The organism is Vibrio phycocola (genome assembly GCF_053850235.1).
This window is the reverse complement of the sequence record NZ_JBSQDJ010000005.1, coordinates 224,152-240,462: the sequence shown is the minus strand read 5'-3', so window position 1 is coordinate 240,462 and position 16,311 is coordinate 224,152. Positions and strand designations below refer to the sequence as shown.

General features: G+C 42.1%; 15 protein-coding genes. 10 read left to right on the top strand and 5 right to left on the bottom strand.

Annotation, left to right across the window (positions count from 1 at the left end):
* Positions 1 to 64 precede the first annotated feature (64 nt).
* A complete protein-coding gene (locus ACWU4D_RS08745) occupies positions 65 to 1,525 on the top strand; it encodes an HD-GYP domain-containing protein (protein ID WP_456051023.1) in 1,461 nt (486 codons plus the stop codon).
* A gap of 56 nt (positions 1,526 to 1,581) precedes the next feature.
* On the opposite strand, the gene ACWU4D_RS08740 is transcribed toward ACWU4D_RS08745, so the two are convergent.
* Together ACWU4D_RS08740 and sohB are read right to left on the bottom strand one after the other, a co-directional pair.
* Positions 1,582 to 3,174 carry an ABC-F family ATPase gene (locus ACWU4D_RS08740; protein WP_456051022.1) on the bottom strand — a complete coding sequence of 531 codons (1,593 nt, stop codon included), beginning with the start codon at positions 3,172 to 3,174 and terminating at the stop codon, positions 1,582 to 1,584.
* Positions 3,175 to 3,401: 227 nt separating this feature from the next.
* Complete coding sequence (sohB, locus tag ACWU4D_RS08735; protein WP_456051021.1) at positions 3,402 to 4,463, bottom strand: protease SohB; 1,062 nt, start codon at positions 4,461 to 4,463, stop codon at positions 3,402 to 3,404.
* A 78-nt stretch (positions 4,464 to 4,541) separates the two neighbouring features.
* Here sohB and ACWU4D_RS08730 point away from each other — a divergent pair, with 78 nt between their 5' ends.
* Positions 4,542 to 5,282 carry a YciK family oxidoreductase gene (locus ACWU4D_RS08730; protein ID WP_456051020.1) on the top strand — a complete coding sequence of 247 codons (741 nt, stop codon included), beginning with the start codon at positions 4,542 to 4,544 and terminating at the stop codon, positions 5,280 to 5,282.
* Between the two features lie 69 nt (positions 5,283 to 5,351).
* Here the strand turns inward: ACWU4D_RS08730 and ACWU4D_RS08725 are convergent, their stop codons facing one another.
* Positions 5,352 to 5,639 carry a SemiSWEET transporter gene (locus ACWU4D_RS08725; RefSeq protein WP_456051019.1) on the bottom strand — a complete coding sequence of 96 codons (288 nt, stop codon included), beginning with the start codon at positions 5,637 to 5,639 and terminating at the stop codon, positions 5,352 to 5,354.
* 326 nt (positions 5,640 to 5,965) lie between these two features.
* Here ACWU4D_RS08725 and ACWU4D_RS08720 point away from each other — a divergent pair, with 326 nt between their 5' ends.
* The 8 genes from ACWU4D_RS08720 (at position 5,966) to ACWU4D_RS08685 (ending at position 14,039) form a co-directional block, all read left to right on the top strand.
* Positions 5,966 to 7,192 carry a helix-turn-helix transcriptional regulator gene (locus tag ACWU4D_RS08720; protein WP_456051018.1) on the top strand — a complete coding sequence of 409 codons (1,227 nt, stop codon included), beginning with the start codon at positions 5,966 to 5,968 and terminating at the stop codon, positions 7,190 to 7,192.
* 214 nt (positions 7,193 to 7,406) lie between these two features.
* Positions 7,407 to 9,152, top strand: coding sequence for an arylsulfatase (locus ACWU4D_RS08715; RefSeq protein WP_456051017.1), 1,746 nt, complete (start codon positions 7,407 to 7,409; stop codon positions 9,150 to 9,152).
* A 68-nt stretch (positions 9,153 to 9,220) separates the two neighbouring features.
* Complete coding sequence (locus ACWU4D_RS08710; protein ID WP_456051016.1) at positions 9,221 to 10,360, top strand: anaerobic sulfatase maturase; 1,140 nt, start codon at positions 9,221 to 9,223, stop codon at positions 10,358 to 10,360.
* Between the two features lie 129 nt (positions 10,361 to 10,489).
* Positions 10,490 to 11,317 (top strand): helix-turn-helix domain-containing protein, encoded by an 828-nt coding sequence (locus ACWU4D_RS08705; protein WP_456051015.1) that lies wholly within the window; start codon positions 10,490 to 10,492, stop codon positions 11,315 to 11,317.
* 55 nt (positions 11,318 to 11,372) lie between these two features.
* On the top strand, positions 11,373 to 12,011 hold the full coding sequence (locus ACWU4D_RS08700) for a LysE family translocator (protein WP_456051014.1): 639 nt from the start codon (positions 11,373 to 11,375) through the stop codon (positions 12,009 to 12,011).
* Positions 12,012 to 12,133: 122 nt separating this feature from the next.
* Positions 12,134 to 12,559 (top strand): hypothetical protein, encoded by a 426-nt coding sequence (locus tag ACWU4D_RS08695; RefSeq protein WP_456051013.1) that lies wholly within the window; start codon positions 12,134 to 12,136, stop codon positions 12,557 to 12,559.
* Between the two features lie 28 nt (positions 12,560 to 12,587).
* Entirely contained in the window at positions 12,588 to 12,995 is a 408-nt protein-coding gene (locus ACWU4D_RS08690) for a GFA family protein (RefSeq protein ID WP_456051012.1), read from the top strand.
* A gap of 66 nt (positions 12,996 to 13,061) precedes the next feature.
* The gene (locus tag ACWU4D_RS08685; protein WP_456051011.1) at positions 13,062 to 14,039 is read left to right on the top strand and encodes a 2-hydroxyacid dehydrogenase; all 978 of its coding nucleotides are present in this window, start codon (positions 13,062 to 13,064) and stop codon (positions 14,037 to 14,039) included.
* Between the two features lie 68 nt (positions 14,040 to 14,107).
* Here ACWU4D_RS08685 and uxuA read toward each other — a convergent pair whose 3' ends face one another.
* Both uxuA and ACWU4D_RS08675 read right to left on the bottom strand, forming a co-directional pair.
* The gene (gene uxuA, locus ACWU4D_RS08680; RefSeq protein WP_456051010.1) at positions 14,108 to 15,289 is read right to left on the bottom strand and encodes a mannonate dehydratase; all 1,182 of its coding nucleotides are present in this window, start codon (positions 15,287 to 15,289) and stop codon (positions 14,108 to 14,110) included.
* A gap of 84 nt (positions 15,290 to 15,373) precedes the next feature.
* Positions 15,374 to 16,150 carry an FCD domain-containing protein gene (locus tag ACWU4D_RS08675; RefSeq protein ID WP_456051009.1) on the bottom strand — a complete coding sequence of 259 codons (777 nt, stop codon included), beginning with the start codon at positions 16,148 to 16,150 and terminating at the stop codon, positions 15,374 to 15,376.
* Positions 16,151 to 16,311: the final 161 nt, after the last annotated feature.

Sequence of the window (16,311 nt, the reverse complement as noted above, 5' to 3'; positions counted from 1 at the left end):
GATCGCTTATTCCTCACGCAAGAATCGGTGTTGTCCCATAGGTATTCAATTCAAAGTGAAGCGCATGAATAAAATAAACTACGATCCTAATAAGACATTCCTCTACTATTTCACCGCCGCGGTCGTTTTTGGGACTTATGGGGGTAGAGTTTGCCCAATGCTTGAAACACTCACTGGATTAGAAATACTCTACCATGTGGGTTTGATATACAGCGTTTTATTTATCATTCGCCATATAGTATCTACACACTTCAACTTTTTAGGCATGAAAAACCTGGTCAATCTTGATGTTAGCCTAGCACTTTTAGCGAGTCTTCCATTTGCTGCTTATTACTCTATTAGCTATGATTTCCCTCTGGATAGCAATGCCAAAGTGATCTTTGGAATGGCCCTTTTTGGCTTCTTAACCGGCTTCATTCTTGATCTACAGGCCAAAATTTATTCTCTTGACGATACTGCTGCATCCGCCAGTATCCCATCGAAAGATGAAAGACGCTCTATGGTCACCCAAGCTATTGTTCTTGTCGTGCTTTTACTTGCATTTTTGACCATATCCCTGACCATGATTGGAGTTAAAGACGTTTTTTGGCTCGAAAATAATCCCCAAAAATTGCTCGATGGTAGTGGCAAGATTAGTGTTATTAAAGAGTTCGTTTATGTGTCTGTTGTTCTAATTGCTTATTCGATTTACATCATGACGATTTGGAGTTCGCTACTTAAACGTATCTTTGCTGGACATGAGGAAGCTCTAATACGAGTAACCTCCGGAGAAATCTCTAGCCGCCTTCCAGTATATTCAAATGATGAACTTGGGGCCGTTGCCTTAATGACTAATTCAATGCTCGACTATCTTGAACGCAGTCAAGAGGAGATACAAGTCACTCGTGATGCCGCCATTGTTGGGCTTGCAGCTCTCGCTGAATCGAGAGATAACGAAACTGGTGCTCACATCATTCGAACTCAAGAGTATGTGAAAATTCTCGCTATCGAAATATCAAAACACGAGAAACACCAGCAACAACTAACGCCTCACTACATTGACTTATTGTACAAATCCGCCCCTCTTCATGATGTCGGCAAAGTTGGCATTCCTGACTCTGTCCTACTTAAACCTGGAAAGCTCACAGACGAAGAGTTCGATATTATGAAAGGACACCCGCAAATTGGCGCTGATGCATTGTCAATTGCTGAGGACCAACTAGGAAATAGTTCATTCTTAACCGTGGCACGAGAGATTTCGCTAACACACCACGAAAAATGGGATGGCTCGGGTTACCCTAATAAGCTAAGCCACGACGATATCCCAATAGCAGGACGTTTAATGGCGCTGGCGGATGTTTATGATGCCTTAATTTCAAAACGTGTGTATAAGCCAGCGTTCAGTCATGAGAAAGCCAAGTCTATCATTCTGGAAGGTTCTGGGTCTCACTTCGACCCAGATGTTGTCGATGCATTTCTAGCGGTAGAATCAGGCTTTATTAAGATTGCTGATATGTATAGAGATCGTAGTGAACTAGAAGAATAGAACCAGAAACAAAAAAGCCACACATACGTGTGGCTTTCATTATCAATATCTAATAACTACCCGCTAATCCCCTGCGAACGAAGATATTCAGCATAACTGCCTCTAAAGTCAGTAATTTTATTGTCACTAATTACGATAACTCGCGTCGCCAGAGAATCAACAAAGATACGGTCATGAGAAACGAAAAACAACGTGCCTTTATATTGCTCAAGGGCCGTGTTTAATGACTCGATAGATTCCATATCCATGTGGTTGGTTGGTTCATCCATCAGCAGCATATTTGGTTTGTGCATCATAAGCTTACCTAAAAGCATACGACCTTGCTCACCACCAGACAGGACTTTAACTGACTTCTTAATATCGTCTTGACTAAACAGCATACGGCCTAAGAAGCTACGAATAACTTGCTCATCATCGCCTTCTTGACGCCATTGGTTCATCCAATCAAAAAGCGTCATATCTTTCTCAAAATCATGGGCATGATCTTGAGCGTAATAACCAATATTCGAGTTTTCAGACCATTGATACGTTCCGCTGCGAGGCGCTAATACGCCTGCTAATGTATTCAAGAGCGTGGTTTTACCTACGCCATTTTCACCAATAATTGCGACACGTTCGCCAACTTCAAAAATCGCCGAAAAATCACTAAAGAGATCATTGTCAAAACCTTGAGTTAGGTTTTCGACAACTAGAGCATTACGGAACAGCTCTTTTGACTGCTCGAAACGAATAAATGGATTTTGACGACTTGATGCTTTAACTTCATCTAGCTGAATCTTATCAATTTGTTTCGCTCGTGATGTTGCCTGCTTCGCTTTTGATGCATTAGCCGAGAAACGAGCAACGAAGGTTTGTAGCTCTGCAATTTGTGCTTTTTTCTTTGCGTTATCAGACAACAAACGTTCACGTACTTGAGAAGCTGCCATCATGTATTCATCGTAGTTTCCTGGATAAAGACGTAATTCGCCGTAATCCAAATCAGCCATATGAGTACAAACCGAGTTTAGAAAGTGACGGTCGTGCGAGATGATAATCATGGTGCAGTTACGCTGGTTTAACGTCTCTTCAAGCCAGCGAATCGTATCCATATCCAGGTTGTTGGTTGGTTCGTCAAGCAACATGATGTGCGGGTCTGCGAATAATACCTGTGCTAACAGCACACGCAGTTTCCAGCCGGGAGCAACTTCACTCATCAAACCATAATGCTGCTCAAGAGGAATACCCACCGCCAACAGTAATTCACCGGCTTTGGATTCGGCCATATAACCGTCCATTTCAGCAAATTCTGTTTCAAGGTCAGCCACTTTCATTCCATCTTCTTCGCTCATTTCAGCTAAAGAATAGATGCGGTCACGTTCTTGTTTTACTTCCCAGAGTTCTTTGAAACCCATAATAACGGTATCAACAACCGTATACTCTTCATAAGCAAACTGATCCTGATTCAGCTTCGCAACACGCTCGTTAGGGTCGTAACTCACGTTGCCACTGGTTTGCTCGAGCTCACCACTTAGAATTTTCATAAAGGTTGATTTACCACAACCATTAGCACCAATAAGACCGTAGCGATTGCCTTCGCCAAATTTAACTGAAATGTTTTCAAACAGCGGCTTAGCACCAAACTGTTGAGTAATATTTGCGGTTGAAATCAAAACCAGACCCTTTATAAAAATGTGATGTATGTAGAAAAACTGGCGTCACGTTACTTGTTCACGCCCTATTCTGCAAGTGAAGTTTGCCTGTTTTTATCTAACAGATTTATTTTTCTAGATTATTATCTCAATGAGCCATTTGCTCTTACGTTATTACGTAACCATCTAGCTCGCCTTAACAAAGAAAAACCCCGCAATTGCGAGGTTTATTATTCTCTGGGTCGTCATTAAACGATTGGTCGTTGTCCGCGGCTGAGCAATCTCATAAATACGTTTTCAGCAGCTTCTCCAGCAACACCGGATAGCTTATCAGTAAGCTTTTTCTTCTGTACATAACTGATCGCAAGCACGGTTTTCTCCTGACATGCATCTACAATCAAGTCATCAGACGTTTTTATCTCATCAACCAATCCAAGTTTGTGTGCTTGAGTTCCAAACCAATGCTCTCCCGTTGCAACCGAGTCCACATCTAAAGAAGGGCGACGTTCTCGAATAAAGTCTTTAAACAAGCCGTGAGTTTCTTCTAACTCTTGTTTGAATTTCTCACGCGCTTTATCTGTGTTTTCACCAAACATTGTTAAAGTGCGCTTAAATTCGCCTGCGGTAAGCTGCTCATATTCAATATCATGTTTCTTTAAAAGCTTACTAAAGTTAGGCAATTGAGCAATCACGCCAATTGAACCGACGATCGCAAAAGGCGCTGAGACTACATGATCGGCTATACATGCCATCATATAACCACCACTCGCCGCGACTTTATCAACGGCAATCGTTAACTTAATCTCTTTCGCTTTTAAGCGGTCAAGTTGTGAGGATGCCAAACCGTAACCATGGACCATACCACCGCCAGATTCGAGCTTAAGCAATACTTCATCACCTTCTTGAGCAATAGCGAGAATCGCAGTGATCTCCTCACGAAGTGCGCTGACTTCTTTTGCATCGATACTGCCGTTGAAGTTCAACACAAAAAGATGTGCGTCGCGCTTCGCTTCCAGTGTGCCAGCTTTAGCGGCTTTCTTAATTTCTTTAGTTTCAGATTTGTGTTTCGCTTTCTCGTCTTTCTTTTCCGCTTTATGACGAGCTTTAAGAAAGGCTTCATCGTGAATATGATGCTCTAAATGCTCAACGGTATTCTTATGTTTCTCTGTCAAGTTAACCACTTCCAACTCACCTTTTGATGATGGATGCTTTCCGTTAACCGACTTAATAATGATCAGTACAGCTACAATAGCCACGACCACAGTCGCAATCTTAGCTAAAAATAAGCCATAATCTAATAAAAATTCCACTGATGTAATCCTCTCATGTGCGATTTGGTGTATTGTACCCATCTTAATAAATAAATCATAACGATAAGGCGGTAGAGCGTGGATTATTCTGTTTCTTCGCAAGCTCTTAAAGGCAAAACCATTTTGGTCACGGGTGCAGGTGATGGCATCGGTAAACAAGCAGCAATCAGCTATGCTCAGCATGGCGCAACGGTTATCTTGTTAGGTCGAACCGTGGCTAAGCTAGAACAAACTTACGATGAAATCGAAAACCTGGGTGCGGCACAACCAGCCATCATTCCTTTAGATATGAATGGTGCCACCAAACAGAATTATCAAGACATGGCGGACACAATTGATGGTCAATTTGGTCAGTTAGATGGTATTTTGCACAGCGCAGGTCTATTAGGTGTTATTACCCCATTCGAACATATAGGCGAAGACGCTTACGATGAGGTGATGCAAGTCAATGTGAAAGCGCCCTTTCTAATGACACAAACCCTTTTGCCTTTGCTGCATAAGTCTGATGATGGACGAGTGATTTTCACCACATCAAGCGTCGGCCATGTTGGGCGAGCATATTGGGGTGTCTACGCGATGTCTAAGTTTGCAACAGAAGGAATGATGCAAGTTCTTGCGGATGAGTTAAGCAATACATCTGTTCGAGTCAATGCTATCAATCCAGGTGGCACACGGACCAAGATGCGTGCACAAGCCTTTCCAGCAGAAAATCCAGATAACCTGAAGACACCAGAAGATATTATTCCACTCTATTTGTATCTTATGGCACCAGAAGGACAAGCGATTCACGGTCAATGCATCGACGCTCAGCCAAAGTAAGCCATTAAATCGATGAATTACAGACGTGCTATGACAGCACGTCTATCAATATCAGCCTAAAACCAAACTCTAAGGTAGGCACGTCTCTTTACGTTTCGCAAACACGCTTCTAAGCTTAACAACCAAAATCACCGAAGCAAGACTCAGTGTTGCGGTATTGGCAACAATTATCGGTAGATTCCAATCAAATAGCCCATAGATTAACCACAACGCAACCCCAAATACAAAAAATAAGTACATCCCCAACGATATTGCATCCGTGTTTTTTGTCTTTAGTGTATGAATAACTTGAGGAATAAAAGAGCATGTCGTACAGAATGCCGCAGCATAGCCTAGATGAGATGGATCAATGGTCATTGAGTTTATATTAACCTTAAAAATTGTTTCGCAATATACGCTGATTAGTGAGGGGCGGTATTATAAAAGCGAGCTCGCCTATCAGCAATAGAATTAAGCCTTATAAATTCATTTGTCGGATAGATAATTCATCCGTAAATACGATCAACAAGAATGCCTACCTATTCACCACTTCATTTATGGAATCTCCCTTCCCGCATATGGAATGGTAATTTTAATGAAATGAGACTACCCACTGCGTCTTGTACTTAGCCATAAATTAGAATGCACTAACACAAATCGAAGCTCTTGATCCTTTCGTACATTTCAAATGGAGGACTCGAAACATGGAAGTACTGCTTTATATAGGCATCGTACATTCTCTGTTTATCATTCTATTTTTGCTTTCTAGAAAGCCAAGAAATACTGGCGATATGATTCTAGTTTTCTGGATGATGTTTCTAGCATTGCCGATGGTTTCTGATTTAGTGTGCCCTCAGGGTTTTGATCTCCCTATTCCACTATTAAAAGATAAACTGCCTTACGCGCTAACGTTTGGGCCACTACTGCTGCTGTACACCAACTATATAACCAATGGCTATAATTGGACAAAAAATCAATTTGTGGTCCATTCATTGCCCTTTATTCTCGCAGTCATATACAAGCTACTTTTTGTACCAGAGTTAACCTTCAACCCTAACCTTGATATCAACAACAGCCTATTAGGTAACCTACTTTCCACTGCAATTCTAGCCTCGTCTTTGGGCTACGCGAGCGTGACCTTAAATCGATTGAAGAAGCATAAACAGAACGTGTTGGACCAATTCTCTTCTCTTTCATCGTCAATATCTTTGAAGTGGTTAAGGTGGCTAAGCATTGGACTGATTGTCACTTCGATTCAACCCTTTATATTTATGCTGTTCTCTTTTCCCGAGCTACTGCACACTCGAATCTTCGCGTTACTCACCTTTATGTTTGTATTAAGTTTTTTTGGACTCAACCAGCTGCAAGTCTTCTACCCAATCCTTAGTCAAAAGAGTAATCCTAACCATGCATCGACTTCCTTTACTGAAGCCTCGTCACCCACATCAGAAACTCAAGAAGAACCCGATACTTTTGTGCTCAATGACGCTCAAAATGATATTTCTAGAGAGACATGTCACCATAAAGTACGATATGAACGCTCTGGGTTAACCCATGATAAAGCAAGAGAACTGCTTTTATTAATCGAGAGCTACATAGAAAAAGAAAAACCGTATTTAGACCCAAATTTAACTGCCGATAAATTGGCATTACAATTATCAATACCACGCCATTATCTTACTCAAGTATTCAGTGAAGAATTGGGCAAGAATTTCTATACCTACATTAATGAACACCGAATAAAAACCGTTCAAGCAATAATGCAAAACCCTAGTCAACGTTCACTGACACTGCTTGATATTGCTTACCAAGGTGGTTTCAACTCGAAGCCCACATTTAACCGTGTTTTTAAAGCGAACTGTAATATGACTCCGTCTCAATACCGTAAATCGTGTCGATGCACTGAGTCGATAAAGGAGAGTGTTGCTTAATAAAATTGTTTATTTTCCATAAGTTACGAACCAACATATTTATATGTCTTATGGCTCACAAATCTAATATGTATTGGTATTAACTGAGCGGTTGAGACGCTTCATCGAGCTCTTTCATGACTTAATAAGACCAGATAATTAACTGGAGTCTCTCTTTAAAATTGAGTTTGGCTCCTCCTAACAAAATGGTCTAACAATACAGAATGGAGCTTTTATGAAGTTATCAAAATGTACTATCGCAATAGCGGCAGGCTTAGCACTTACAGCAGGTTTTCAAGCAACCGCAGCCTCTGTAACACAAGCCGAAAAACCCAATATTATTCTTATCCTCACCGATGACATGGGCTATTCAGACCTCTCTTGTTACGGCGGCGAAATCCCTACTCCTAATATCTGTGCACTCGCAGAAAATGGGGTAAAAATGACCGACTACTATACCAACCCAATGTCGGCACCAACACGTTCAATGATCCTAACCGGTGTCGATAACCACAAGACAGGGATGGGTAATATGCCTCCGCTTCGTTCCGCCAACCAAGTAGGTCGAGCAGGATATGAAGGGACGCTAAATAATAAAGTCATGACAGTTGCCGAGATGCTCAAAGCCGGTGGTTACAATACTTACATGTCAGGCAAATGGCATTTAGGGAATACACCACAAACATCACCAAAAGGAAGAGGATTTGATAAATCATTCGCGTTCCTTGGCGGTGGTATTTCACATTATGCCGATCAGTTACCTTTAAATGGTTTTGAAGAACCACACTTTTTCTATTCTGAAGATGGTGTAAGACTTGATGAGCTACCGAGTGACTTCTACTCGACCGACTATTATACCGACCGAGCAATTGAATACATTGGTGATAAGGCAACTGACACCCCGTTCTTTACTTATTTGGCATACACTGCGCCGCATAACCCACTGCAAGCACATAAAGAGTGGATTGATAAGTTCAATGATGGTCGCTATGACGTGGGTTATGACGTTATCAGAAAACAAAGACTTGAACGCGTTAAAGAGCTCGGATTAGTCGATAAAAATGCTAAGGACGTCGTTGATAATAAAGACTTTAAACCTTGGGACTCCCTTTCTGACGAGGAAAAGAAAGTATCTGCTAAGTCAATGGCGATCTACGCAGCGATGCTTGTAGAGTTGGATAATAATGTTGGACGTTTAGTTCAGCACCTAAAAGACATCGGTGAATACGAAACAACCCGCATTATCTACGCTCACGATAATGGCACCAATCCAAAACCGGATACCAACTATTCAGGCAACGCACCGAAATTTTATGACGGATTCGATCTTTCATATGAAAATATGGGTCTGCCAAACTCATACGTATCTTATGAAGCAGGTTGGGCTGAAGCAGGTACGACTCCGTACGCTTACTATAAAACAACAACTGGGCAAGGTGGCGTAAGAGTTCCATTCATTGTTTCTGGTGCCGGAATCGTAAACAAAAACCAGTTCGTCACATCTGGCAACAGCATGGTGACCGATGTCACTCCGACCATTTTAGATTGGGCTGGCATTGAAAAACCAACAACTCGTAATGGTATCGAACTGCATGAGTTTTCTGGTAAATCACTGGTACCGTTCTTAGCCGGTGAAGAGAAACAAGTCCGCTCTCCAGAAGACCATATTTCGATAGAACTGAATGGCTACAAAATGTTGGTCAAAGGTGATTACAAACTGCGTGGTATGAATGGCCCACATGTGCCAAAAGTCGGGAAAGATTGGCAGCTATTTAACATCGCGAATGACCCATCAGAACAAGTCAACATTGCAAGTGAGCAACCAGAGAAACTGGCTGAACTGGTCGCATTGTTTGATGAGTATGCCGCTGATGTTGGAATGGTGGAAAAAGATTGGACGTATCCAACTCTTTACCATCGTCAAACTTGGATGCTCCGCGATGGAAAATTCGCTGATATTCCATTTCGAGAAGCAAAATAGCTATCGAAACTAAATGATAGAACCGCAGGCTAACGATTCTGTTAGCCTGCTTAGTTGAGGAGTACTAAATGAAATACCCATTTCACGCCATTATTAAGCCCGTCGGCGATGTGTGTAATTTGAATTGCCAATACTGCTTTTATAAAGAAAAAAGTGAAGATGGCGACCGAATGACCAACGAAACATTAGAGCTACTCACTAAAAAGTATATCGATGAACAACCGCAAGGCTGTAAAGAAGTTCAGTTTGTATGGCAAGGTGGCGAGCCGATGATGGCTGGCATCGAATTTTATGAACTCGCGGTCGAGTTACAACGCAAATATCAACGCCCTGGAATGACGATTACAAATGCGATTCAAACCAATGGCACATTAATTACCGATCGCTGGGCAGACTTTTTAAAGCAACACAATTTCTTAGTCGGCATCTCCATTGACGGGCCTCTTTCTATCCATGATGCTCAAAGAATCTATTATTCGGAGTCCGGTAGTCACGACAACGTCATTCGTGGATATAAAAAGCTTAAATCCAGAAACATAACCACCAATATCCTATGCGTTATCCACAACAACAACGTCACCCATGGTGCGAACATATACCGTTACTTCAATGAAGAACTAAATGCGACAAGTATCCAATTCTTACCGGTAGTAGGATCTCAGGGACTGGATTCTGCACATTGGGGGGAATTTCTAGTAACCGTATTTGATGCTTGGTTGAAAAATGGTCTCGGCCGAGTATCCATTCAACTTTTTGATGCTACTTTTACTCGAACCTCACAAGGGGTTGAAACATTCTGTGTGCATTCACATGAGTGTGGGCGTCAACTCGCCGTTGAACGTAATGGTTCGGTATATGCTTGTGACCACTATGTTGAACCGTCTTATAAATTAGGCAATATCGCCAATGATAATTTCGTAGATCTGTTAAATAGCGATATTCAACAACGATTTGTTAAAAACTCCACAAATCACGATGATGCATGTGCCGGTTGTAAAGTAAAAGGGTTATGCCAATCTGGGTGTCCTAAACACCGCGACACTTCAGGTAAAAACCGACTTTGTGAAGGTTATTATCGATTTTTCACATACTCGATGGCCTATAATTACGCCATAGCAGAAAGTCTTCGTCGTGGCTTAGATGTTTCAACTTACAAAACCTTCCTACCGCAAATTGAAGTGCAAGTAAAACAAGCACTGACGAATTAAAACTGAGTAGTGCGCCACTAGAACTGAGGTTGATTTCGTATCTGAATTGGAGGAGTTTATCATCTAGGTTGCTCCTTCTACTTAGATTCAATAAGATAGCTGCCAGATTAACCTTATGGAGCCAGCTCAGTGAATCATCACGTTCGAGATATCAGTCAGCAGTTTTGGGCCAGCCAACGCCTTCCCTACCTGACGATTCGATCAACGATGAACAGCGGACAAGGATATAAACCTCATAGTCATCCAGAGCTTTCAATCGGCATTATTCAAGCCGGTATAACGAACTTAACCATAAACCAACAACACAGCTTGTTGCATCCAAATGACATGATTCTCATCGAGCCAAATTGTGTTCACTCCTGCAATCCAGTTGAAGAGCTACCGCGAAGCTATCACATGCTTTATATTGACCAGCACTGGTGTTGCCAGCAACTAAGCAAATTATATGATCACCCAGTCAATCAATTTAGTTGTGAATCTTCACCTCTCAAAGCGTCATCCGCTACTTGGAACTTGCTTATCAATCAATTAATGGCTCACGATTTAGACATAACGGTACATGAGATTGAACCTAGGTTGGTCGCACTTATTCACCGCTACTGTATTCCGATTAATCCAGCGGCTAACGAAGATACACTAATACACAGTGTCCGATCTAAGTTACTTGAAGATATTATTCACCCACCTTCCTTAGACACACTTGCTGTGCAAATAGGGCGAACGAAAGAAGCTATGATTCGTAGTTTCAAGCACCAATTTGGCATTACACCAAAGTCGTTCTTGAATAACTATCGCGTCGAACGAGCGAAACAACTGTTAAAATCTGGCGCAACGATTGTCGATGCCGCAATTGAAGTTGGCTTCTCTGACCAAAGTCAATTGCACCGTGCGTTTATTAATTATACCGCATCAACGCCAAGACAATATCAACAAGCTCACATCAATTTTCGACAATAATTCACTAATTCAACCACCTATAGTCAGGGTTTCATTTGACAATAGGTTTTTATTTATGCAACTCAGCACCCTTCTACCTGCGGCTTTTCCTGCGCTTGCTCTCGCCCATTTTGTTGCGCTGTTAAGCCCAGGGCAAGATTTCTTCTTACTGATCGCCCATGCGATCCGCTACAAACTAAAAGGTAGCCAATTTATCTGCCTTGGTATCGCTTTGGGCAACGCATTTTATATTGCAATCACAATCGTGGGCTGGAGTTCTCTTAAGGACTACCCACTACTATTTTCGACCGTAGAATTACTCGGTGCCGTCTACTTGTTGTGGATAGGCTCACGTCTGGTCAAAAGCCAACAAGATGACTCTATGTTTCACACCTCCCATGTAGCGATTCCATCGGCGAAAAAACAGCTCTTACTCGGATTATATTCTGCCCTCCTCAACCCTAAAAACGCGTTATTCTACATGAGCCTGATGGCGGTTATTCTAGGCAATGAGGTCTCTGTAGTTCAGCAGGTTTCTTGCGGAGTATGGATGTTTTTTGCCGTCTTAGTTTGGGATTTAGTCATTGCCAGTATTATTGGTCAGTCTCGTGTTCAAAACTGGTTATATTCAGCGATTCATATCATTGAAAAAGGCGCAGGGATTATTTTAATATTATTTGGGCTTGCACTTTTCGTCGACTATCTACCCCATTAAAGCGATAGGCTTTAGAAGATATCAATCGATATCCTATCTAAGTCACAATATCGGGATTGGTATTGAATCGTAACCAATTTACACTATAAGATTGTTAACAATAGGTTACGAAGAGAATGATAATGAGATTCGCATTGCTTTCATTCGCGGTTATGTCATCAGCGTACGCCGCTCAATTTGACTCAGAAAACTACTCAACATCGCTCGATTTTGCTCAAGTCACTCATGTCGACGCTTTGCAAACCGATGATGGAAGTTGGTGCTTTAATACATCAGTTCGCCATAACGACCAAGGTTGGGATCATTATGCGGATGGTTGGGAAGTGATTGACTTAGACGGTAACCAATTAGGTTATCGATTACTCGCACATCCTCATGATAACGAACAGCCTTTTACTCGCCGTCAATGTGGTATTCACATTCCCGAAGCGGTAACCCATGTTGCCGTCAGAGCAAAATGTAATCAACACGGTTATGGTGGCAAAGCCGTCGTAATCGATCTCAATTCAACGTCGGGGCAACATTATTCAATTCGTCGCCAACACTAAGGCTAACAATCACACTAGGAGATAGGAAATGACACAAATACACAATGGTTCATGTTTATGTGGTGCTGTTCAATTTGAAGTTATCGGTGAATTCAAAAAATTCTTTTTATGCCATTGCAGTCGTTGCCGAAAAACATCTGGCTCTGCACATTGCTCAAACCTATTTGCTCCAGCAGCCAAGGTTAAATGGCTAAGCGGCGAAGACAAAATTAGCCATTATCGCCACCCCGATACCAATTTTGCGCGCAACTTTTGCTCGAGCTGCAGTTCACTTGTTCCACTTCATAACGTTGAAAGAGATATCGTTGCAGTACCAGCTGGTAGCTTGGATTCTGAAATAGATGTATCACCACAAGCGCACATTTTTACCGATAGCAAAGGCAATTGGGATGGCATCCTTAACGATATATCTTGCTTTGAAAAAATGCCCAATTAACCATTTAACCATGGGTATACAGTAATCATCGGTACATGCGTAACATTGTATTAGAAAGGCGTTAATATGAAATCTAAAATCGTTCTCTATAAACCCTTGCCCGAGTACCAACGTCAGAGATTGGAGGCGCTTTTTTACGTCACAGCATTTGATTATGTTAACGACCACAACCGAGCAGAGTTTATGGCTGCTTTGGAAGACGCGGAAGGTTTGATTGGCGCAGGCGATTATATGGGCCCCGAAATTCTTCAACACGCTAAAAAATTGCGTGCAGCGTCGACCATATCGGTGGGTACCGACCAATATGATTTGGAATACCTCGCGTCGAGAAATATTCCCTTGATGCATACGCCAGGTGTCATGAATAACACGACAGCAGACACAATTTTCATGCTAATGATGTGTGCCGCTCGGCGTACCGTCGAGTTATCCAATTTTGTTCGCAACGGAGAGTGGAAAGGTAGCATTGGGGAAGCATTTTTCGGCACAGACGTATATGGAAAAACACTCGGTATTATTGGAATGGGTCGAATTGGTTATGCCATTGCTCGTCGAGCACATTTAGGCTTTGACATGAATATCCAATATTACAATCGTTCACAACATGAAGAGGCGGAACAGCACTTAAGTGCCACTAAAATGAGTTTGAAAGAGGTGCTGTCTAGCTCAGACTTTATTTGTGTCATGGTACCTCTGACCAAAGAAACAGAAGGACTCATTGGTCAACCAGAATTTGAACTAATGAAAAGCTCCGCTATCTTCGTAAATGGTTCTCGAGGAAAGGTCGTTGATGAGGCTGCATTAATAGAAGCCCTAACTCACAAAACAATTCGAGCAGCAGGTTTGGATGTGTTTGAGGTGGAGCCTCTCCCAGGAGATTCACCACTGTGCCAATTGGACAACGCCGTGATCGTCCCTCATATCGGTTCAGCCACAACAGAGACTCGCCATAATATGGCCACTTGCGCTGTCGACAATCTAATTGCGGCTCTCAATGGCGATGTAACTAAAAACTGCGCCAACCACGCTCTGCTTAAGTCTTAAACGAAACATAAAAAAATGGCCTCATCTCGAGGCCATATTAAATTTAACTGGAAAATAGCGGCTTAAAGCTAGCTAAAAAATGCTCGCTTAAGTGCGGCTTCCATACCTCGAACTTCAGCTAAACCTTTTAAACGACCAATCGCAGAATAACCTGGGTTAGTTTTCTTTCTCAAATCATCCAACATTTGATGACCATGATCGGGACGCATTGGAATTAAACGTTCATCCCCCGTCCCAGAACGGCGCTGCTCTTCTGCCAAAATAGCTTTGACCATACCATACATATCGACATTCCCAGCCATATGAGAAGCTTCATGGAAACTCATCGGGTTTTCTTCACGCTGAGTTGAACGCAAGTGCGTGAAATAAACACGGTCGGCAAATGTTTCAGTCATGGTGACAAGGTCATTATCAGCACGAACACCATAAGAACCAGTACACATCGTAATACCGTTAGACTGACTCGGCACTTCTTCCGTTAACCACTGAATATCATCGATAGTAGAAACGACACGAGGTAAGCCCAAAATCGGACGCGGTGGATCGTCAGGATGAATCGCTAAACGTAAGCCGTTCGCATCACAAACAGGTGTAATTTCCTTAAGAAATGAAGCTAAGTGCTCGCGCAGACGCTGGCTATCAATACCGTTGTAACGATCTAACTGTTTCTGAAATTCATCCAGAGTGTAACCTTCTTCAGCACCCGGCAATCCCGCGATGATATTTTTGGTTAACTTGCTAACGTCTGCTGGAGTCATTGCATCATAATACTGCTTCGCACTTGCCTGCTCTGCTTCGGTATAATCCGATTGCGCATTAGGACGCTTCAAAATAAACAATTCAAATGCAGCAAAAGCAATTTGATCGAAACGCAACGCTTTAGAACCATCCGGCATTTCATACTCAAGGTCAGTACGAGTCCAATCCACCACCGGCATAAAGTTGTAGCAAATCGTATCGATACCACACTTCGCGAGGTTTTCTAACGTCGTTTTGTAATTGTTAATCCACGTCTGAAATTCACCTGTGCGCGTTTTAATTTCTTCATGCACCGGAACACTTTCCACCACGGACCAAACCATACCTTTAGCTTCAATTTCTGACTTCCGTTTCTCGATCTCATCTACTGGCCATACTTCACCATTTGGAATGTGATGTAATGCGGAAACGATACCGGTAACACCCGCTTGGCGAATGTCATCGAGTGATACAGGGTCATTTGGTCCATACCAACGCCATGTCTGTTCCATGTTATATCCTCTCTAAATATATTATGTCTATAGCTTGATAGGCCCATTGGCAGCTATGTTTTCCCAATGGGCATTGTTCTATTTCTAATCGGTAGGGTAATGAGTGATGGGATCAATATTAAACAAGTAACCATCAAACTGTGGATGGCTAATATCCGATAAACCAAGTAGTGTCTGTTTAACATTTTCCAAATGTTGCCACATTGCATCACGCGCTCCAGCAGGGTCTCGCCGCTGAAGACTCGCCAGAATCAATTCATGATCATGCAGCCAACGCTTACGGTAATTTTCATTGCTAATGTGTTTATGCAATTGCTGCCACATTGGGCTATTATTTCGACGGACCCAAAGGTCTCGCACCATATCACTGAGTACACTATTTTGTGTTGCGTCAGCGATGGCGATATGAAACATCTCATCACCATCGTAATCTTTACGATCGTTTTCGAGATTAATACGTTCTAATTCAAGAGAGTGACGCAGTTTTGAGATGTCATTTTTCGTAATCTGCCGAGCGGCAAACTCAGCAATACGACTTTCAAGAAACTGACGAGCTTGAAGCATTTCAAAAGGGCCGACATCATCGTTCACGTCATCACAATCTTCCTCTTTTCTAGATTGTGAATGCGTTCTTTCAGTAGGAATTCGAATTACGTAAACACCAGAGCCTTTACGTACATTCACGATGCCTTGAATTTCAAGCATGATCAACGCCTCACGTACTACCGATCGGCTCACGGTCATCATCTCGGATATTTCCCGTTCTGGTGGCAACTTGTCACCGACAGCAAACTCTCCTGCTGATATCCGTTCTTTTAATGCAGCACCGACCTCTTGGTATAAGCGCTTAGGTAAAGTCATTGATTTCAAGCCCTTGTAAATGCAAGTTATGAGCATTTAAACACACTGTGATTACTCTCATATAATGCGTATTTTAAGACATATTAATCATACTAATATGATTTAATTGGTCAGTCCAATTTTTATTAATTTAGTTTTATAAGGCTTATCTTGCGTAAAAT

Bases quoted from the DNA above. Each gene is read 5' to 3' on its own strand.
- ACWU4D_RS08745 (WP_456051023.1), top strand. From the start codon at position 65: ATGAATAAAATAAACTACGATCCTAATAAGACATTCCTCTACTATTTC.
- ACWU4D_RS08725 (WP_456051019.1), bottom strand. From the start codon at position 5,639: ATGACCATTGATCCATCTCATCTAGGCTATGCTGCGGCATTCTGTACG.
- ACWU4D_RS08720 (WP_456051018.1), top strand. From the start codon at position 5,966: ATGGAAGTACTGCTTTATATAGGCATCGTACATTCTCTGTTTATCATT.
- ACWU4D_RS08715 (WP_456051017.1), top strand. From the start codon at position 7,407: ATGAAGTTATCAAAATGTACTATCGCAATAGCGGCAGGCTTAGCACTT.
- ACWU4D_RS08710 (WP_456051016.1), top strand. From the start codon at position 9,221: ATGAAATACCCATTTCACGCCATTATTAAGCCCGTCGGCGATGTGTGT.
- ACWU4D_RS08700 (WP_456051014.1), top strand. From the start codon at position 11,373: ATGCAACTCAGCACCCTTCTACCTGCGGCTTTTCCTGCGCTTGCTCTC.
- ACWU4D_RS08695 (WP_456051013.1), top strand. From the start codon at position 12,134: ATGAGATTCGCATTGCTTTCATTCGCGGTTATGTCATCAGCGTACGCC.
- ACWU4D_RS08690 (WP_456051012.1), top strand. From the start codon at position 12,588: ATGACACAAATACACAATGGTTCATGTTTATGTGGTGCTGTTCAATTT.
- ACWU4D_RS08685 (WP_456051011.1), top strand. From the start codon at position 13,062: ATGAAATCTAAAATCGTTCTCTATAAACCCTTGCCCGAGTACCAACGT.
- uxuA (WP_456051010.1), bottom strand. From the start codon at position 15,289: ATGGAACAGACATGGCGTTGGTATGGACCAAATGACCCTGTATCACTC.
- ACWU4D_RS08675 (WP_456051009.1), bottom strand. From the start codon at position 16,150: ATGACTTTACCTAAGCGCTTATACCAAGAGGTCGGTGCTGCATTAAAA.